An 18,674-nucleotide genomic window follows, 5' to 3' on the forward strand; every position below is an offset into this window, starting at 1 on the left:
AACAGAATCCCGCACTCGGACTTTTCTCGCACTCAGTGTAGTTTTGCATCCAGTGCAGGATTGTGCAGGATCGCTACGGAGGAGTGGACGATGACCGACGTGATCGTGGCGGGCGCGGGACCCACCGGGCTGACGCTGGCGTGCGAGCTGGCCCTGGCCGGGGTGGAGACCGTGGTGGTCGAGCGCCTGCCGGCGCCGCTGCGGCAGACCAAGGGCGGGGCGCTCCAGCCGCGCACCCAGGAGCTGTTCGCGGCGCGCGGCCTGCTGGAGCCGCTGCGGGACCGGGCGATACCGGCCGAGCCGGGCGGCGGGCACTTCGCGATGCTGCCCGTGCCGCTCGACTGCACGGTGTGGGACACCGCCCACCCGCACACCCTCGCGGTCCCGCAGTGGGAGGTCGAGGAGGTGCTCGCCGAGCGGGCCGTCTCGCTGGGGGCCGAGGTGCGGCGCGGCGCCCCGGTGACGGCGGTGGAGCAGTCCCCCGCCGGTGTGGCCGCGACGGCCGGCGGCCGCCGGATCGCGGCCCGCTACCTGGCGGCCTGCGACGGCGGCCACAGCACGGTGCGCAAACTGCTCGGCGTGGCCTTCCCCGGCCGGGCCGGTACGTTCACCGCGGCGCTCGCCGACGTGCGGCTCTCGTCGGTGTCCGACCTGGTGCCGAAGGCCGTCGGGCACATCAGCACGCTCACCCGCGAGGCCCAGGGCCACTGGGCGATGCTGGCGCCGCTGGGCGGCGACCGCTACCGCTACACCGGCGGGGTGGCGGACGGCGACCAGCCCGACAGGGACCGGCCGGTGGACTTCGAGGAGGTCGCGCGGGCGCTGCGCGCCGTCTACGGCGAGCGGACCGTCCTGGCCGCCATGGACAACGCCTCACGCTTCGGCGACGCCACCCGCCAGGTCGAGGCCTACCGCGCCGGCAGCGTCTTCTTCGCCGGCGACGCCGCCCACATCCACCCGCCCTTCGGCGGCCAGGGCCTGAATCTGGGCGTCCAGGACGCCTTCGCCCTCGGCTGGAAGATGGCCGCGGTGCTCCAGGGCCGGGCCGGCGAATCCCTCCTCGACAGCTACCACGCCGAGCGCCACCCGGCGGGCGCGTGGACCCTGCGCATCACCCAGGCCCAGCGCGCCCTGGCCCACCCCCACCCCGGCCAGGACACCCTCGAACTGCGCGAGGTCCTCACCGACCTCCTGCGCCTCCCCGAGGCCAACAGATACGTGTCAGGACTGATGTCCGGCCTCTCCCAGCCCTGGCCGCTCCCCGACGCAGCGGCTTCCTGACGCCGGGGCTTCCTGACGCCGGGGCTTGCTGACGCGCGGGGACTTCCCGGTGGCTACGCCGTCAGGCCGGCGATCAGCTCGTCCGCGGCCGTGTAGGGGTCGGTCGCGCCGTCGGTGACGCGGGCCGCCAGGGCGGACAGGTGCTGGTCGCCGTGGAGGGTGCCGATACGGGCGCGGAGCGCGGTCAGGGCGATGGTCTCGATCTCGTGGGCGGCGCGGGTGCGGCGGCGGGCGGTGAGCACGTCGTGCTCCTCCATCCAGGCGCGGTGCTTGTCGAGGGCCTCGACCACCTCGTCGATGCCCTCGCCGCGGGCGGCGACGGTCTTGACGATCGGGGGGCGCCAGTCGCCGGCGCCGCGGGCCTCGCCCAGGCCGAGCATGTGGTTCAGCTCGCGGGCGGTGGCGTCGGCGCCGTCGCGGTCGGCCTTGTTGACGACGTAGACGTCGCCGATCTCCAGGATGCCGGCCTTGGCGGCCTGGATGCCGTCGCCCATGCCGGGGGCGAGCAGCACGACCGAGGTGTCGGCCTGGGCTGCGATCTCGACCTCGGACTGGCCGACGCCGACCGTCTCGACCAGGATCACGTCGCAGCCGGCCGCGTCGAGCACCCGGATGGCCTGCGGGGCGGCCCAGGCGAGGCCGCCGAGGTGGCCGCGGGTGGCCATCGAGCGGATGTAGACGCCCGGGTCGGAGGCGTGCTCCGACATGCGCACCCGGTCGCCGAGCAGGGCGCCGCCGGAGAAGGGCGAGGACGGGTCGACCGCCAGCACCCCGACCCTGCGGCCCGCCTTGCGGTAGGCGCCGACCAGGGCCGAGGTGGAGGTGGACTTGCCGACGCCGGGCGATCCGGTGAGGCCGACCACGTAGGCGCCGCCGGACAGCGGTGCGAGCGCGGCCATGACCTCGCGCAGCTGCGGGGACGCCCCCTCGACCAGTGAGATCAGCCGGGCCACGGCCCGGGGACGGCCCTCCCGGGCCTGCTCGACCAGTGAGTGGACGTCCACCATCGCCGAATGCCCTCCGTCTTTCGATCCGTGTCTTCTGATCCGTGTCTTCCGGTCAGCCCGTCACCGGCCGGCCGGCACGTGCAGGATCAGCGCGTCGCCCTGCCCGCCGCCCCCGCACAGGGCGGCGGCACCGGTGCCGCCGCCGCGGCGGCGCAGCTCCAGGGCCAGGTGCAGAACGATACGTGCTCCCGACATGCCGATGGGGTGGCCGAGCGCGATCGCGCCACCGTTCACGTTCACCCTTTCAGGTGTCACCCCGAGGTCCTTCATGGACTGCACGGCGACCGCCGCGAAGGCCTCGTTGATCTCGATGAGGTCGAGGTCGGCCACCGTGAGGCCGTCCTTGCCCAAGGCGTGGGCGATGGCGTTCGAGGGCTGGGACTGGAGCGAGTTGTCGGGGCCCGCCACATTGCCGTGGGCGCCGATCTCGGCGATCCACTCAAGGCCCAGCTCCTCGGCCTTGGCGCGGCTCATGACGACCACGGCGGCGGCGCCGTCGGAGATCTGCGAGGAGGTGCCCGCGGTGATGGTGCCGTCGGCGGCGAAGGCGGGGCGCAGCCGGCCCAGGGATTCCGCGGTGGTCTCCGGGCGGATGCCCTCGTCCTTGCTGAGGACCACCGGGTCGCCCTTGCGCTGCGGGATCTCGACCGGGGTGATCTCGGCGTCGAAAAGGCCGTTCTTCTGGGCGGCGGCGGCCCGCTGGTGGGACAGGGCAGCGAAGACGTCCTGCGGGGCGCGCTCGATGCCGAGCCGGGTGTTGTGCTTCTCGGTGGACTCGCCCATCGCGATGTTCTCGAAGGCGTCGGTGAGGCCGTCGTGGGCCATCGAGTCGAGCATCTCCATCGCGCCGTACTTGAAGCCGGCCCGGGAGCCGGGCAGCAGGTGCGGGGCGTTGGTCATGGACTCCTGGCCGCCGGCCACCACGATGTCGAACTCGCCGGCGCGGATCAGCTGGTCGGCCAGCGCGATGGCGTCGAGTCCCGACAGGCACACCTTGTTCACGGTGAGGGCGGGCACCGACATCGGGATGCCGGCCTTGACGGCGGCCTGGCGGGCGGGGATCTGGCCGGCGCCGGCCTGCAGCACCTGGCCCATGATCACGTACTGCACCTGGTCGCCGGAGACGCCGGCCCGCTCCAGCGCCGCCTTGATCGCGAAGCCGCCGAGGTCTGCGCCGGAGAAGCCGCGCAGGCCGCCGAGCAGTCTGCCCATCGGGGTGCGGGCACCCGCGACGATCACCGATCGAGTCTTGTTTCCCATGGAGCGGCCCCTTCGGCTGAAGAGAGGAGGTTAACGAGGGTTAGCGTCAATGTACTGGCGGGTAAGGCCTGCGTCATCCGGCGGAACGTGTGATGGCGCGCACGTTGCGTAATCATGGGACCGTACGGTGGACTGGTTCCATGCTGACTCGTATCGACCACATCGGGATCGCCTGCTTCGACCTCGACGCGACCGTCGAGTTCTACCGTGCCACGTATGGCTTCGAGGTGTTCCACAGCGAGGTGAACGACGAGCAGGGCGTGCGCGAGGCCATGCTCAAGATCAACGGCACCTCGGACGGCGGCTCCTCCTACCTCCAACTGCTGGAGCCGACCAGGGAGGACTCCGCGGTCGGCAAGTGGCTGGCGAAGAACGGCGAGGGCGTGCACCACATCGCCTTCGGCACCGCGGACGTGGACGCGGACTCCGAGGCCATCAGGGGCAAGGGCGTCAGGGTGCTCTACGACGAGCCGCGGCGCGGCTCCATGGAGTCCAGGATCACTTTCCTGCACCCCAAGGACTGCCACGGGGTGCTCACCGAACTGGTGACCGCGGCCGGTCAGCACGGCGGTGCCGCGGCGGACGGCGGACCGGCGGCCGGATCCGGTCTCGTCCAGGACCCTCAGGACCACTGACCCAACCCCCGTCCTGCCCGGTAGAGTGACCGGGCCGACCGGGGTGGGCTCTGGGTACGCTCCCGCTCCGCGCCGTTGATCTGACACCATTCTTCCTATGGCCCTGGATTCAAACAGGGGCACGGAGAATCTCACCCGGTTGGCGGGTGAGTACGCCAGGAGACCGATGGGACCGCGGAGTGCGGGGCAACGACAGCTACCGGGCTGACGACCAGCTCTCTCAGCTCGAAGCCGAGATGGACCGGCTTCGTACCGAGCGGGGCAAAGCGGTCGATCACGCCGACGACCTCGGATACCAGGTCGAGGTGCTGCGCGCCAAGCTGCACGAGGCGCGACGCATGCTGGCGTCCCGTCCTGCCTACGACAACATCGGGCACCAGGCCGACCAGCTGCTGCGCAATGCCCAGATCCAGGCCGACCAGCTGCGCGCGGACGCCGAGCGCGAGCTGCGCGAGGCCAGAGCGCAGACCCAGCGGCTGCTCCAGGAGCAGGCGGAGCACCAGTCGCGCTTCGAGGCCGAGTGGCACGCCGAGGCCATCGCCAGGCGCCGCCAGCTGGACGAGGAGCTGGCCGACCGCAGGGCCAACGTCGAGACGCACGTCAACGAGAACGTGGCATGGGCCGAGCAACTGCGGGCCCGCAGCGAGTCGCAGGCCCGCCGGCTGCTCGACGAGACCAGGGCGGAGTCCGAGGCGGCGCTGGCCGCCGCCCGCGCCGAGGCGACCCGGGTCGCCGAGCAGACCAGGGAGCGGCTCACCGCCGACGCCCAGGCGGCCCGCGGCGAGGCGGAGCAGCTGCTGCGCAGGGCGCGCACCGACGCCGAGCGGCTGCTGACCGCCGCGTCCGCGCAGGCCCAGGAGGCGACCAGCGAGGCCGAGCAGCTGCGCACCACGACCCGCAGCGAGTCCGACGACGCCAGGATCAGGGCCACCGAGCTGTCCCGGCTGGCCGAGGAGCGGCTGCGCGAGGCCGACGAGGCGCTGCGTACAGCCACCGCGGAAGCCGAGCGGCTGCGCGAGGAGGCCGGCGCGGGCGCCGCGAAGCGGCTGGCGGCCGCCGAGACGGAGAACGAGCAGCGCACCCGTACGGCCAGGGCCGAGATCGCCCGGATGGTCAACGAGGCGACGCGGGAGGCGGAGGCCGCCAAGACGGAGGCCGAGCAGACCGTCGCCGACGCCCGCGCCGAGGCCGAGCGGATCCGCAGCGAGGCCCAGGAGGCGGCCAGGGCCGCCGCCGCGGAGGACGCCGCCGCCCAGCTGGCGCAGGCCGCCCGCTCGGCCGAGGAGATCCTGACCAAGGCCTCCGAGGACGCCCGCTCCACCACCAAGGGCGCCGGCGAGGAGGCCGAGCGGATCCGCAGCGAGGCCCAGGCCGAGGCGGACCGGCTGCGCAGCGAGGCGGAGGCCTCGGCGCAGGAGCTGCGCGGCGCCGCCCAGGACGACACCGAGGAATACCGGGCCAGGACGGTCGAGCTGCAGGAGGAGGCCAGGCGGCTGCGCGGCGAGGCCGAGCAGCTGCGGGCCGACGCGGTCGCCGAGGGCGAGCGGATCCGCGGCGAGGCCCGCCGCGAGGCGGTGCAGCAGATCGAGGAGGCCGCGAGCAGGGCCGAGGAACTGCTGGCCAAGGCCAAGGCCGACGGCGACGAGCAGCGGCAGAGCGCGTCCGCCGAGGCCGAGCGGATGCGTACCGAATCCGTGGAGCGGGCCTCCGCACTGGGCGCGAAGGCCGAGGAGGCGCTGCGCGGCGCCCGCGCGGAGGCCGACGAGCTGCGGGCCGAGGCCGAGCGGCAGGGCGCTGCGGTCACCGAGGCCGCAGAGCGGGCCGCGGCCGAGCAGCGGGCCGAGGCCGGCACGATCGTGGCGCGGATGCGCGAGGAGACCGAGGCCGACCTCGCCCGGCTGCGCGAGGAGGCGGAGGCCCGGGTCGGCGCCGCCGAGCAGGGCCTGCGGGACGCGACCGCGGAGGCGGACCGGATCCGCGCGGAGGCGGCGGCCGAGGCCGAGCAGCTGCGCCAGGAGACCGCGGAGCGGGTCCGTACGCTCCAGGAGCAGGCCGAGGCGGAGGCCGTACGGCTGCGGGACGAGGCGGCGGCGGACGCGGCCCAGTCCCGCGCTGAGGGCGAGAACGTCGCGCTGCGCGTGCAGGCCGAGGCGGCGGCGGAGGCCGAGCAGCGCAGGACCGAGGCGCAGGAGACCGCCGACCGGGTGCGGGCCGAGGCGTCCGCGGCGGCGGAGCGGCTCGGGGTGGAGGCCGCGGAAGCGCTGGCCGCCGCCCAGGAGGAGGCGGCCAGGCGGCGCAGGGAGGCCGAGGAGCTGCTGGCGGCCGCACGCGGCGAGGCCGAGCAGGAGCGGGCCAGGGCCCGCGAGGAGAGCGAGGAGCTGCTCGCGGCGGCCCGCAAGCGGGTCGAGGACGCGGCGGCTGAGGCCGACCGGCTGGCGGCCGAGGCCGAGCAGCGGGCCGGCGAGCTGGTGTCGACGGCCGAGGCGACCGCGCAGCAGGTGCGGGAGGCGGTCGCGCATCTGCACCAGGAGGCGGAGCAGGAGATCGCCGGGCTGCGCTCTGCGGCCGAGCACGCGGCCGAAAGGGTGCGCTCCGAGGCGCAGGGCGAGGCGGACCGGCTGCGCGCGGACGCCAATTCCGAGCGGGAGCGGGCCGGCCAGGACGTGTCGCGCATGCGCTCCGAGGCCCAGTCGGAGTCGGAGGCGGCCAGGTCGCTCGCCGACCGTACGGTGACCGAGGCCATCGAGGAGGCGGACCGGCTGCGCGCCGAGGCCCGCGACGACGCCAACCGGATGCGCACGGACGCCGCGAACCAGGCAGACCAGCTGGTCGGCAGGGCCCGCGAGGAGGCCGACCGGCTCGGCACCTTGTCCAGGGAGGCGCTGGCGGGCGCGGAGCGGGAGGCCGAGGAGTCGCGCACCGGCTCGCAGCGGATCCTGGACGAGGCCAGGGAGGCGGCCAACAAGCGCCGCAGCGAGGCCGCCGAGCAGGCCGACGAGCTGGTCGGCAAGGCGCAGGCCGAGGCCAGGCGGGTCGCCGAGGCCGCCGAGGACCAGGCGGACACGATGGTCGCCGCGGCCCGCGCGGAGGCGGAGCGGCTGGTCAACGAGGCCACCGCGGAGGGCAACGGCATGGTCGAGCGGGCGCGTACGGACGCCGACACGCTGCTCGGCGAGGCCCGCAGGGACGCCACCACGATCAGGGAGCGCACCGACGAGCTGCGCCGCCGGGTGGAGTCCGAGGTGGAGGAGCTGCACGACCGCTCCCGCAAGGAGGCCGCCGAGGCGATGCGGGTGGTCGGCGAAAGGGTCGACAAGCTGGTCGCCGCGGCGACCGAACAACTGCGCGAGGCGGAGCAGAAGGCCGCCGAGATCAAGTCCACCGCCACCTCGGAGGCGAGTAAGGTCCGTATCGCCGCGGTGAAGAAGGTCGAGGGCCTGCTCAAGGAAGCCGAGCAGAACAAGTCCGAGGCCGAGCGGGAAGCGGAGCGGGTCAAGGGGGAGGCCCGTGCCGAGGCCGAGCGGATCGTGACCGAGGGCCGGCGGGAGCTGGACACCCTGGTCCGCAGGCGCGAGGACATCAACGCGGAGATCGGCCGGGTCCAGGACGTGCTGGAGGCGCTGGAGTCGTTCGAAGCACCCGGTGGCGCGGCGAAAAGCACGAAGAGTACGGTCTCCGCGGGAGCGGCCGCCGGTTCCGCCCGAACGGGTGGCAAGCGCAACGACGATGCGCCACTCGATTGAGCGGACATTCTCCATGCCGAATGCGCAATGGCTCGGTGACACGCCGCTGAGCCCCCTAGGATTCCCTCTATCACCTCACCGGTCTGAATCATCGACAGGAACCCCATGAGCGACACTTCCTCCCCCTTCGGCTTCGAGTTGGTGCGTCGCGGATACGACCGCGGACAGGTGGACGACCGCATCACCAAGCTCGTCGCCGACCGTGACAGTGCCCTGACGCGCATCACCGCGCTGGAGAAGCGCATCGAGGAACTGCACCTCGAAACCCAGAACGCCGCGGCTCAGGTGAACGACTCCGAGCCGTCCTACGCCGGTCTCGGCGCCCGGGTGGAGAAGATCCTCCGCCTGGCCGAGGAAGAGGCCAAGGACCTGCGTGAGGAGGCCCGTCGCGCCGCCGAGCAGCACCGCGAGCTGGCCGATTCCGCGGCCGCGCAGGTGCGCAACGACGCGGAGGCCTTCGCGGCCGACCGCAAGTCCAAGGCCGAGGACGAGGGCGCCCGGATCGTCGACAAGGCGAAGGGCGACGCCACCCAGCTGCGCAGCGACGCCCAGAAGGACGCCCTGGCCAAGCGCGAGGAAGCCGACGCGCTGTTCGAGGAGACCCGCGCCAAGGCCGCCCAGGCCGCCGCGGACTTCGAGACCAACCTGGCCAAGCGCCGCGAGCAGTCCGAGCGCGACCTGGCGTCGCGTCAGGCGAAGGCGGAGAAGCGCCTGGCGGAGATCGAGCACCGCGCCGAGCAGCTGCGCCTTGAGGCGGAGAAGCTGCGCACGGACGCCGAGCGCCGGGCCCGCCAGACGGTGGAGACCGCGCAGCGCCAGTCCGAGGACATCGTCGCGGACGCGAACGCGAAGGCCGACCGGATCCGCAGCGAGTCCGAGCGCGAGCTGGCGGCGCTGACCAACCGCCGCGACAGCATCAACGCGCAGCTGACCAACGTCCGCGAGATGCTGGCCACGCTGACCGGCGCGGCCGTCGCCGCCGCGGGCTCCCCGGACGACGAGCCGATCTCGCGCGGCGTCCCGGCCCAGCAGTCCCGCTGACCCCACAGGTCGGCGCGGGCTGGTTTGTTCCACCGGTATTCGCGGAACCCCCGTACTCTCGCGTGCGGGGGTTCCGCCGTGTCTTGCTAGCCTCGCCCCCATGATTGAGTTGCAGGGGCTCACCAAGCGGTACGGGGACAAGACCGCAGTCGACCATCTGACCTTCACCGTGCGCCCCGGCGTGGTGACCGGATTCCTCGGGCCGAACGGCGCGGGCAAGTCCACCACGATGCGGATGCTGCTCGGCCTGGACTCGCCGACCAGCGGCGACGTCCGTATCGACGGCAGGCACTACGCGCAGCTCAGCGAGCCGCTCAAGCACATCGGGGCGCTGCTCGACGCCAAGTCGATCCACGGCGGCCGCACCGCGTACAACCACCTGCTGTGCATCGCGCAGTCCAACCGCATCCCCACCCGGCGGGTGGGCGAGGTGCTGGAGACGGTGGGTCTGTCCGCGGTGGCGCGCAAGCGCTCCAAGGGGTTCTCGCTGGGCATGGGCCAGCGGCTGGGCATCGCCGCGGCGCTGCTGGGCGACCCGGAGATCCTGATGTTCGACGAGCCGGTCAACGGCCTCGACCCGGAGGGCATCCACTGGATCCGGAACCTCATGAAGGGACTGGCCGCGCAGGGCCGCACGGTCTTCGTGTCCAGCCACCTGATGAGCGAGATGGCGCTGACCGCGGAGCACCTGATCGTGATCGGCCGCGGGCGGCTGCTGGCGGACACCTCGATGGCGGACTTCATCGAGAAGAACTCCCGGTCGTACGTGCGGCTGCGCACCCCGCAGCCGGAACGGCTCAAGGATGTGCTGACCGCGGCCGGGCACATCGTGGTGACCACCGGCGACGGTGCCTTCGAGATCACCGGCACGGACGCCGCGGCGCTCGGTGAACTGGCCGCGCAGCACCGGCTGGTGCTGCACGAACTGAGCCCGCAGCGGGCGTCGTTGGAGGAAGCGTTCATGCAGCTGACCGCCGAGTCGGTCGAATACCACGCGCACGGCGCGGTGACGCCCGGCGCCTCGGTGCCGGTGCCGGTCGCGCCGGGGCGGCAGCAGTGGCAGCACGGGGCACCGGCGCCCACGGCGCCGCCGCCGCAGCAGCCGCCCGGCGCCCAGCCGCCCGGCCGGCCGCCGCAGGGCGGCGGGCAGCAGTGGGGCTCGCAGTGGCGCAACCCCGGCTCCGGAAAGGGGCGTTGACATGGCTGCGCCCTCCGCGATCCTGCAGTCCGAGTGGACCAAGATCAGGTCGGTCCGCTCCACCATCTGGACGCTGGCCCTGGCCTTCATCGTGACCGTCGCCCTCGGCGCGATCATCTGCCTGGTGATCGACAACACCTGGGGTGACCTGTCGTCGGACGACCAGGCCACCTTCGACCCGACCAACACCAGCTTCGTCGGGATGCAGCTCGGGCAGCTCGCGCTGATCGTCTTCGGTGTGCTGGTCATCGCCAGCGAGTACAGCACCGGCATGATCCGCACCTCGCTGGCCGCGGTGCCGCAGCGCGGCTCCTTCTACGCCAGCAAGGTCGCGGTGGCCGGCGCGCTGGCGCTGGTGGTCGGCATGGCGACCAGCTTCATCGTGTTCTTCGTCGGGCAGGCGCTGCTCGGCTCGCACAAGGCGCACATCGGCGACCCGGGAGTGCTGCGCGCGGTCGTCGGCGCAGGGCTGTACATGACGCTGCTGGTGCTGCTGTGCGTGGGCGCGGCGGCGATGCTGCGCAGCCCGATGCTGGGCCTGGGCATCCTGATGCCGTTCTTCTTCCTGGTCTCGCCGATCCTGTCGGCGATCCCGAAGGTGAAGACGGTCGCGCGCTACTTCCCCGACCGGGCGGGCCAGAAGATCATCCAGGTGGTGCCGGACACCGGCGGCGACTCGCCCTACGGGCCGTGGGGCGGCATCGGCATCATGGCGGTGTGGGTCGTGGTGGTCCTGCTCGGCGGCTACCTGGTGCTCAGGCAGCGCGACGCCTGAGGCCCGCCCGCCGCTCGGCGCTCAGTACCTCGGCGCGTTACGGGACCGCCGCACCTTGCTGGTGCGGCGGTCCTTCGCGTTCCAGCAGGCCCGGTGCCAGTGCCGCCGGTCGTCCAGGCCGTCGTACTCACGCCATGCCACCACATGGCCGACGCCCGGCGGGATCTCCTGGTCGCAGCCGGGGCAGCGGTAGTGCTTGGCCGACGCGGCGCCGGCGATCGGCCGCACCACCCACTCCTCGCCCTGCCACTCCTCGGTGCCGGCACCGCCGACCCCGGACTCCTGGCTGCTTTTTGCGGGGCGCTGGGCGCCGTGCGGGTGGTTACGTCGCGGCGACACGGAACACCTCGCGCTCTGCTGGCTTCGCGGACGGCATCCAGGGTACGCGCCGGGACACCGGGTACCCGAACGGGCGCTTCCGCCACACCTCTGCCGAAAATCATGAAAACGCCGCGGAAAGCCGTGCCCTTGGCACGTGCCAGGCGTTAGTCACTCCAAGGAGGGAGTGGGCGATGCGCGTTGGGACGTTCGTACTCGCGGCTCAGTTCCCCGGTCAGGGCCAGGCGGAGCCGCTGCACCGGGCGATATCGACCGCGGAGGCGGCGGAGGCCGCCGGGCTGGACGCGGTATGGCTGGCCGAGCACCACTTCGTGCCGTACGGGGTGTGCCCGTCGGCGGTCACACTGGCCGCGCTGCTGCTCGGGCGGACCCGGCGGATCGGCGTCGGCACCGCGGTCAGCGTGCTGCCGACCACGCACCCGGTGGCCCTCGGCGAGCAGGCGGCACTGCTGCACCTGGTCTCCGGCGGCCGCTTCACCCTCGGGGTGGGCCGCGGCGGGCCCTGGATGGACCTGGAGGTCTTCGGGGCCGGCAAGGACGCGTACGAGCACGGTTTCCCCGAGTCGCTGGATCTGCTGCTGCGCTGGCTGCGGGAGCCCTCGGTGGGCGCCCAGGGGCCGCGCTACGCCTTCCGCGACGTGCCGGTGGTGCCGCGGGCCGACGAGCTGGAGCCGGCCGGTGCGGGGCCCGCGGTCGTGGTGGCGTGCACCTCCCCCGGCACCGTGCGGCTGGCCGCGGAGCGCGGGCTGCCGATGCTGCTCGGCATGCACTGCGGCGACCAGGACAAGGCCGCGATGGTCGCCCTGTGGCGGCGCACCGCACTGGCCGCGGGCCACCGCGCCGACGCGGTCGCGGCCGCCGCGCACGTCTCGGCGGGGGTGGCCCAGGTCGCCGACACCCGCGCGGACGCGGTCGAGACGCTGCGCAAGGCGATGCCCGGCTGGCTGCAGCAGGGCCTGGCCGCACACCGTACGGTCGACGGCCGGGCGCGCACGAAGCGCGACCCGTACGCGTACACCGACCTGCTGTGCGACCTGCACCCGGTCGGCCCGCCGCGGCTGTGCGCCGACCGGCTCGCGGCGACCGCGGAGGCCACCGGTATCACCCGCTTCGCGCTGCTGGTCGAGGGCTCGGGCGACCTCGCGGCGACCCTGCACAATGTGGCACGTCTCGGCGGTGACGTGCTCCCGGAACTGGCCTGATCACATGTGCACGGCCCGTCGCGGAAGCACGCCCTGTTGTGCAGGCCGCCGGTGATCGACTACGGCTCCCGCGCGTGCGGCACGGGCCGGCCGGTCAGCAGTCCCGGAATTCCGGCGACTGGTTGAGCACCTGCGACCTGACCGAGGTGAACTTGTCGTAGCTCTCGCCGACCGCCGGGTCGAGCGGGAAGACCGCCACCCGGTGGCAGTTCTGGAAAGCCAGCCGCACCCCGAAGTGCCGCTGCATCGCCCCGCGTATGGCGTCGCTCGCCAGCGCGCGGAGCAGCTGGCCGCGTTCCTTCTCACTCGGCGGCGGCACCTGGTTGTCCGCGAAGTTCCCCCCATCGACCTTGAGTTGTGCCACCAATGAGCTGATCATCTCCCACGCGTAAGGGAGGGACGTCCTGACGCAGTCGACGAATTCCTGCTCGTCGACCTCGCCTCGCTCGGCCTGTTCGAGGAGGGCCGGAGAGACGTCGAGCGACATGGGTACTCCTCTCGGTGACCCCGTGGGCGCACGGGGTCGTACGGACGGGACCCGGCGGCCGCTGCGTCCCCCGCACCTCGGCCACCGGTTTTCAACCGTAGGGTTGGAAGGCCGCCCGCACCAGCAGGTGGCACGCACAACCGGCCATTCTTCGACGGCGGGCCGTAGCCGGCCGAACTCGTACCGTCCTCGGGCCCCGGGGCCGAATCGCGGAGGGCGGCGCCCGTCGAGTAGCGTGGCCCACCATGCGCCTCGTGATCGCCCGCTGCTCCGTCGACTACGCGGGCCGGCTGTCCGCCCACCTCCCGTCCGCCACCCGGCTGCTGCTGATCAAGGCCGACGGCAGCCTGTCGGTGCACGCCGACGACCGTGCCTACAAGCCGCTGAACTGGATGTCGCCCCCCTGCACCCTCAAGGAGGGCGAGGACGGCGTCTGGACGGTCGTCAACAAGGCCGGCGAGCAGCTGATCATCACCCTGGAGGAGGTCCTGCACGACTCCTCCCACGAACTCGGCGTCGACCCGGGCCTGATCAAGGACGGCGTCGAGGCGCACCTCCAGGAACTGCTCGCGGACCACATGGAGGTGCTCGGCGAGGGCTGGACCCTGATCCGCCGCGAATACCCCACCGCGATCGGCCCGGTGGACATCCTCTGCCGCGACGCCGCGGGCGCCACGGTCGCCGTCGAGCTGAAGCGCCGCGGCGACATCGACGGTGTGGAGCAGCTCACCCGCTACCTCGAACTCCTCAACCGCGACCCCCATCTGGCGCCGGTCAAGGGCATCTTCGCGGCCCAGGAGATCAAGCCCCAGGCCCGCGTCCTCGCCACCGACCGCGGCATCGGCTGCGTCGTGCTCGACTACGACGCGATGCGCGGCATCGAGGACGACAAGCTCCGGCTGTTCTGAGCCCGGCTCCACCTTCCACGTTCCCCTCTCAGGGGCCCTCTGCGCCGACGCGCGTCCAGCCGTGTTGACCCGGCGTCAGCCACTCTGGCGTGTCCTCGTGGCGTCTGCAAGATCCGGGAAGATTTTCGAAACTTTCGTTTCTCCGGGCTCGGGATATGGATCTTAGATCGCACTCCCGACGGCACTCGATGCCATCGCCCGATCGGGAACTGCCGCTGACCAGGCATCATGCTTCTTCGTGCGCGCCGCCGCCGAACGACGCTTTCGTAATTCTCGCCGAAAGTGTTGACAGTCCGTCGGACCGGTTCAACACTGTCGCCGTCGATAGCGTCCATCGCCTTCACCAGGAGGAAGCACGCACATGACCAATCCCCCCACCCAGCCGAAGAGCCGCAGCGGCGGGCGCTTCCAGATGCTCAGCCGCTTCCGGCTGCTCATCAGCAGCTTCATCACCCTCGCGCTGGTAGGCACGGCAGCCCTGATACTGCCGGGCACCGCGAGCGCCGACACGACCGTCACGTCGAACAGCACCGGCACCAACAACGGGTACTTCTACTCGTTCTGGAGCCAGAACAGCGGCCAGGCCTCCATGACCATGGGCTCCGGCGGCCAGTACAGCACCCAGTGGAACAACGTGACCAACTTCGTGGCCGGCAAGGGCTGGAACCCGGGCAACACCGCGCCCGTGACCTACTCGGGCTCCTGGAACTGCAACGGCAACTGCTACCTGTCGCTGTACGGCTGGACCACCAACCCGCTCATCGAGTACTACATCGTCGACAACTACGGGAACTACAACCCCAGTTCCGGCTCCTCCCGGCTGGGCTCGGTCTCCAGCGACGGCAGCACGTACGACCTGTACCGGACGCAGCGCGTCAACCAGCCGTCCATCCAGGGCACGGCGACGTTCTACCAGTACTGGGCCGTCCGCCAGGCCAAGCGCACCGGCGGCACCATCACCGTGTCCAACTTCTTCAACGCGTGGGCACAGGCGGGCCTGAACCTCGGCACCCCGAACTACCAGATCCTGGCCACCGAGGGCTACGGATCCTCCGGCAGCTCCAACATCACCGTCGGCAGCAGCAGCGGCGGGAGCAACGGCGGCACCACCAACGGCGGTACCACCAACGGCGGTACCACGGGCAGCACCACCAACGGCGGCACCACCGGTGGCGGCGGCGGGAGTTGCACCGCGAACGTGACCGCGGGCGACAGTTGGAGCGACCGGTACAACCTCAACGTCTCGGTCTCCGGCGCCAGCAACTGGACCGTGACCGTGAACCTGCCCTCCCCCGAGGTCGTCATGTCGACCTGGAACATCAGCGCCAACTATCCCAGCCAGTACCAGCTCGTCGCCCATTCCAACGGCAGCGGCAACAACTGGGGTCTGACGATACAGAAGAACGGGCGTACGACCTGGCCGTCCTTCTCCTGCCAGGCGAGCTGATCCCGGGTACGATCCCGCACCACCGGCGCGGCGGTCCCGACCGCCGCGCCGCTTCCCCGCCGACCACGGTGCCGACCGACTACGGCGCCGTGGTCGGCGCTCCGCTGTCGGTGGAGGTCGGCGAGGACGCCGACTGGTCGATGCCGGAGGGCAGCGCCGGCACGGACTGGGACTGGCCGCTGGTCGGGTCGGTGGTCGTCGGATCCGACGTCGGCGTCGTGGTCGTCGGATCCGGCGTCGGCGACGTAGGAGGCGGTGCAGTGGTCGAGCCACCGGTGCTGCCGCTGCTTGTTCCGCCGATCGTGCTGCCGGACGTACCGCCCGACGTGCCGCCACCGCCGGTGGAACCGCCGCCGCCACCGGACGACGAGCCGCCGCCGGTGGAGTGGTGCGGCGGGCCGGACGGCGGCGGCGTCGAGGACGTACCCCCCGACGTGCCCCCTGTCGTTCCGCCCGTCGTCGTGGACGGCGCCCTCGTCGACACGGTCGCGGAGGGCGATGTCGTCGCGGACGACGGTGTCGACGTCGGGGCGGTGGTCGCGGGGGCCGTCGTGCCGGAGTCGTCCGGGGCTTCCTCCTGGGCCGACTCCAGCGGCTTGACCTGGTTGTTCTGGTCGGACTTGTCGCCGCCGGCGGTCGCGCCCAGGGTGACGATCGTGCCGAGGACCGCGGCCAGCAGGACGCCGGTGCCCACCGCGACCATGTTGCGCCGGTTGCCGGCCACGGCGAGCCGCTTCGGGCCCGGCGAGGGCGCCGCGTGGGACGGGGCCCGGTGGTGGATGACGGCCGGCGGCGGCGTCACGACGGTGGGCTGCCCGGTGTCGGTGAGGGCGGCCGGGAGGAGTTCGAGCGGGGCCGCGGGCTCCACGTCGTCGACCAGCGCCAGCGTACGGCGGCCGACGACGGTGCCCTGCCGGTCGGCGAGGGCGCCGCGCAGCGCGATCGAGGCCTCGAGTTCGGCCCTGGCCCGGTCCATCGTGCCGTTGCAGAGGGCCAGCACACCCAACTCGTGGTGGAAGTAGGCCTCTTCCGCGACCTCGCCGGACAGCCGCGCGGCTTCCTGGCCGATCCGCAGCGCGCGCTCCCAGGCGCCCCAGTGCAGGGCGGCGGCGAAGACGGGGGCCACCGTGCGGGCCAGCAGGACCGCGGCGGTCGGGTTGCCGTTGTCGCGGCAGGCGGACATCGCGGCGATGATCGCCTCGGACTCGGCGGCGGCGCGGGCCGCGGTGACCGAGGGGTGGCCGGTCCACCAGGCGTAGTGCAGGGCGGCGGTGTGCGCCTGGACCTCGCTCAGCTCGCCCTCGGCGGTGAGGGCGGCGGCGAGCTGCTGGGTGACGCCGGCGGCGAGCCGGTAGTGGGCGGCGACCGGGACGGCCAGGCCCACCGCGGTCATCTCGCCGAGGGCCGCGTCTCCGTGGGTGTCGCCGACGAGTGCGGGCAGGTGCGAGGGGTGCGGGCATTCGCCGTCGAGGGCCACGGCGAAGGCGAGGGCTTCGCGGGCGGCCTCGCTGAGCCGGGAGGCGAGCAGGTCGGCCGGGGCGGCGCTCTCCGCGAGCGACGGCAGCGGCACGTCGGCGGTGGGCACCCGGGGGGCGGGCGGTGCGACCGGCGGTATCTCCAGCGGCGCCGCGGGGTCGGGCACCGCGGGGTCGTCGAAGCCGGTCAGGTCGGGTATCAGGTCGCCGGGCAGCGAGGGGGCGGCGGGCAGGGCCGGGGTGCCGTTCTCCCACACCGAGTCGTCCCAGTCGGGCTCGGGCGGGAAGCGCAGCACATCGCGCTGCCGCAGCAGGGCGCCGGCCTGGACGAAGCGCAGCGGCAGGCCCTCGGACTCGAACCACAGGTCGGCCGCCCAGGCGGTCTCGTCCTCTTCGAGTACCCGCCCGGCGGCCAGCGTGAGCAGGTCGACGCAGGCGACCCGGCTGAGGCCGGCGAGGAAGACCTCCTCGACCAGGGACTCGGCGGGGGGCGCGGCGACCTCGGGGGTCGCGGCCAGCAGGAAGGCGCATTCGGGGGCCGCGGCGAGCAGCTCCTCCAGGGCGGCGCCGCCGAATTCGAGGTCGTCCACCACGACGACGGCGCCGGTCTCGCGCAACAGTCCGGGCAGTTCGGCCCGGCTGGGCCGGTAGTCGTCGCCGGTGTAGACGGTGCTGTAGAGGGCGTGCAGGACGTCGCCGACGGTGCGGCGGTAGCCGGACAGCCACAGCACACCGTCGGGTGCGACGTCGGCGCAGGCGTTGGCGACGGATTCCAGCAGCGCGGTACGCCCGGCGCCGGACGGCCCCGTGACGCGTACCGACCGGCCGCGGGCCAGCAGCCGGATCAGCCGCTCGCGCTCCTCGTCGCGCTCCAGCAGCGGCAGTTCGGGGGCGGGCGGTCCCGGCGGCGGGGAGGGGCGGCGGGCCGCGAGGTGGGCGGTGCGCTCCTCGCGGGTGCGCGGCACCGGGGTCCTGCGTTCCTCGGGCGGGCACACGGCGACCTCGGTGCCGTCGACCGGGTTGACGGTCAGCACGTAGTCGGGGGTGACGATCCGCCGCACCCGGGCGCTGCCGCCGCTGGGGGTGGCGGTGCCCGCGGTCAGCTCCAGCGGTTCACGGGCCGGGCGTATCGCCTTGGGCAGCGGGGCCGCCGCGTCGAAGAGCGACGGCTCGACCGGGCGCAGGCCGTCGAAGGCGGTGGGGTCGGCCGGCGGGTCCGCGAACGGCGGCTCGTACGGCACCAGCGCGCCCCGGTCGGCGCCGCCGCCGGCCCCGCCGCTCCTCACGCCGAAGGCGTCGAAGGGCTCGTCCTGCCCTGGCCGCTCGCCGGGTTCGCCGTTGTGCTGGTCCATGTCCTACGCCCTCATGTGCGTCACGTCAGGGGCGCGGCCGGGCCGCCGCCCGTGCCGGGCCGGCCCGATTCCCCTGGTCCGGCGTACGGGGTAGCACGCCTGCGGGCAATCCGAGTCCAAACTCTAAGGGCTCGCGGCGTTTCTATGAAGCGCAGGGGTGCCGGGCAGCCCTTACGTCACCTTTCGGCCTCGATCGCGAGGATCCGGTGCAACCTGGTCGCCACGAGCAGCCGCTGCATCTGCGGCGGTACGTTGCGCAGCACCAGCCGGCGGTTGGCCCGGCCGGCCCTGCGGTGGGCGCCCATGATGACTCCGAGGCCGGTCGCGTCCCACGAGTCCAGCTCGGTCAGGTCGAGTACGAGATCGCCGCGGCCGGAGTCGACCGCGGTGTGCAGGGCCGAACGGGCGTCCGCCGCGCTGCGGACGTCGAGGCGGCCCCCGACGACCAGCTCGGCATGGTCGCCCCTGATATGCATAGTCGCTCCCGAAGCTCCCGAAGAATTGCGGCACCCGTCCGTATGTCT

Annotated in this window: 14 protein-coding genes and 1 pseudogene; 9 read left to right on the forward strand and 6 right to left on the reverse strand. The window is 72.9% G+C overall.

Annotation, left to right across the window (positions count from 1 at the left end; all coding sequences use genetic code 11):
* Window positions 1–90: 90 nt before the first annotated feature.
* Window positions 91–1,245: pseudogene (locus tag OG900_12415) on the forward strand (FAD-dependent monooxygenase).
* A gap of 89 nt (window positions 1,246–1,334) precedes the next feature.
* On the opposite strand, the gene meaB reads toward OG900_12415, so the two are convergent.
* Together meaB and OG900_12425 are read right to left on the reverse strand one after the other, a co-directional pair.
* A complete protein-coding gene (meaB, locus tag OG900_12420; protein WUH90822.1) occupies window positions 1,335–2,288 on the reverse strand; it encodes a methylmalonyl Co-A mutase-associated GTPase MeaB in 954 nt (317 codons plus the stop codon).
* Between the two features lie 60 nt (window positions 2,289–2,348).
* Window positions 2,349–3,527 carry an acetyl-CoA C-acetyltransferase gene (locus OG900_12425; protein ID WUH95727.1) on the reverse strand — a complete coding sequence of 393 codons (1,179 nt, stop codon included), beginning with the start codon at window positions 3,525–3,527 and terminating at the stop codon, window positions 2,349–2,351.
* A gap of 161 nt (window positions 3,528–3,688) precedes the next feature.
* Between OG900_12425 and mce the strand changes: the two genes are divergently transcribed.
* The 5 genes from mce (at window position 3,689) to OG900_12450 (ending at window position 10,940) form a co-directional block, all read left to right on the forward strand.
* Complete coding sequence (mce, locus tag OG900_12430) at window positions 3,689–4,183, forward strand: methylmalonyl-CoA epimerase (GenBank protein WUH90823.1); 495 nt, start codon at window positions 3,689–3,691, stop codon at window positions 4,181–4,183.
* Between the two features lie 236 nt (window positions 4,184–4,419).
* The gene (locus tag OG900_12435) at window positions 4,420–7,926 is read left to right on the forward strand and encodes a hypothetical protein (GenBank protein WUH95728.1); all 3,507 of its coding nucleotides are present in this window, start codon (window positions 4,420–4,422) and stop codon (window positions 7,924–7,926) included.
* 105 nt (window positions 7,927–8,031) lie between these two features.
* Window positions 8,032–8,967, forward strand: coding sequence for a cellulose-binding protein (locus tag OG900_12440; GenBank protein WUH90824.1), 936 nt, complete (start codon window positions 8,032–8,034; stop codon window positions 8,965–8,967).
* A 100-nt stretch (window positions 8,968–9,067) separates the two neighbouring features.
* Window positions 9,068–10,165, forward strand: a complete 1,098-nt coding sequence (locus OG900_12445; GenBank protein WUH90825.1) for an ATP-binding cassette domain-containing protein — start codon at window positions 9,068–9,070, stop codon at window positions 10,163–10,165.
* A gap of 1 nt (window position 10,166) precedes the next feature.
* Window positions 10,167–10,940: an ABC transporter permease gene (locus OG900_12450; GenBank protein WUH90826.1), complete on the forward strand. Its 774-nt coding sequence runs from the start codon at window positions 10,167–10,169 to the stop codon at window positions 10,938–10,940.
* A gap of 21 nt (window positions 10,941–10,961) precedes the next feature.
* Here the strand turns inward: OG900_12450 and OG900_12455 are convergent, their stop codons facing one another.
* The gene (locus tag OG900_12455; protein ID WUH90827.1) at window positions 10,962–11,279 is read right to left on the reverse strand and encodes an ATP/GTP-binding protein; all 318 of its coding nucleotides are present in this window, start codon (window positions 11,277–11,279) and stop codon (window positions 10,962–10,964) included.
* A 173-nt stretch (window positions 11,280–11,452) separates the two neighbouring features.
* Between OG900_12455 and OG900_12460 the strand changes: the two genes are divergently transcribed.
* Window positions 11,453–12,481, forward strand: a complete 1,029-nt coding sequence (locus OG900_12460; GenBank protein ID WUH90828.1) for an LLM class flavin-dependent oxidoreductase — start codon at window positions 11,453–11,455, stop codon at window positions 12,479–12,481.
* Window positions 12,482–12,575: 94 nt separating this feature from the next.
* Here the strand turns inward: OG900_12460 and OG900_12465 are convergent, their stop codons facing one another.
* Window positions 12,576–12,968: an SCO5389 family protein gene (locus OG900_12465; GenBank protein ID WUH90829.1), complete on the reverse strand. Its 393-nt coding sequence runs from the start codon at window positions 12,966–12,968 to the stop codon at window positions 12,576–12,578.
* 245 nt (window positions 12,969–13,213) lie between these two features.
* Between OG900_12465 and nucS the strand changes: the two genes are divergently transcribed.
* Together nucS and OG900_12475 are read left to right on the forward strand one after the other, a co-directional pair.
* Window positions 13,214–13,876 (forward strand): endonuclease NucS, encoded by a 663-nt coding sequence (gene nucS / locus OG900_12470; GenBank protein WUH90830.1) that lies wholly within the window; start codon window positions 13,214–13,216, stop codon window positions 13,874–13,876.
* A 412-nt stretch (window positions 13,877–14,288) separates the two neighbouring features.
* Complete coding sequence (locus tag OG900_12475; GenBank protein WUH95729.1) at window positions 14,289–15,323, forward strand: glycoside hydrolase family 11 protein; 1,035 nt, start codon at window positions 14,289–14,291, stop codon at window positions 15,321–15,323.
* 79 nt (window positions 15,324–15,402) lie between these two features.
* Here the strand turns inward: OG900_12475 and OG900_12480 are convergent, their stop codons facing one another.
* Window positions 15,403–18,150 (reverse strand): ATP-binding protein, encoded by a 2,748-nt coding sequence (locus OG900_12480; GenBank protein ID WUH90831.1) that lies wholly within the window; start codon window positions 18,148–18,150, stop codon window positions 15,403–15,405.
* 176 nt (window positions 18,151–18,326) lie between these two features.
* Complete coding sequence (locus OG900_12485; protein ID WUH90832.1) at window positions 18,327–18,626, reverse strand: STAS domain-containing protein; 300 nt, start codon at window positions 18,624–18,626, stop codon at window positions 18,327–18,329.
* Window positions 18,627–18,674 lie beyond the last annotated feature (48 nt).

It is taken from the genome of Streptomyces sp. NBC_00433 (assembly GCA_036015235.1).
Classification (GTDB): Bacteria; Actinomycetota; Actinomycetes; order Streptomycetales; family Streptomycetaceae; genus Actinacidiphila.

Excerpts from the sequence above, each read along its gene's own strand:
- OG900_12485 (WUH90832.1), bottom strand. The coding sequence starts at position 18,626 with ATGCATATCAGGGGCGACCATGCCGAGCTGGTCGTCGGGGGCCGCCTC.
- OG900_12460 (WUH90828.1), top strand. The coding sequence starts at position 11,453 with ATGCGCGTTGGGACGTTCGTACTCGCGGCTCAGTTCCCCGGTCAGGGC.
- OG900_12465 (WUH90829.1), bottom strand. The coding sequence starts at position 12,968 with ATGTCGCTCGACGTCTCTCCGGCCCTCCTCGAACAGGCCGAGCGAGGC.
- OG900_12435 (WUH95728.1), top strand. The coding sequence starts at position 4,420 with ATGGACCGGCTTCGTACCGAGCGGGGCAAAGCGGTCGATCACGCCGAC.
- mce (WUH90823.1), top strand. The coding sequence starts at position 3,689 with ATGCTGACTCGTATCGACCACATCGGGATCGCCTGCTTCGACCTCGAC.
- nucS (WUH90830.1), top strand. The coding sequence starts at position 13,214 with ATGCGCCTCGTGATCGCCCGCTGCTCCGTCGACTACGCGGGCCGGCTG.
- meaB (WUH90822.1), bottom strand. The coding sequence starts at position 2,288 with ATGGTGGACGTCCACTCACTGGTCGAGCAGGCCCGGGAGGGCCGTCCC.
- OG900_12480 (WUH90831.1), bottom strand. The coding sequence starts at position 18,150 with ATGGACCAGCACAACGGCGAACCCGGCGAGCGGCCAGGGCAGGACGAG.
- OG900_12445 (WUH90825.1), top strand. The coding sequence starts at position 9,068 with ATGATTGAGTTGCAGGGGCTCACCAAGCGGTACGGGGACAAGACCGCA.
- OG900_12475 (WUH95729.1), top strand. The coding sequence starts at position 14,289 with ATGCTCAGCCGCTTCCGGCTGCTCATCAGCAGCTTCATCACCCTCGCG.
- OG900_12450 (WUH90826.1), top strand. The coding sequence starts at position 10,167 with ATGGCTGCGCCCTCCGCGATCCTGCAGTCCGAGTGGACCAAGATCAGG.
- OG900_12440 (WUH90824.1), top strand. The coding sequence starts at position 8,032 with ATGAGCGACACTTCCTCCCCCTTCGGCTTCGAGTTGGTGCGTCGCGGA.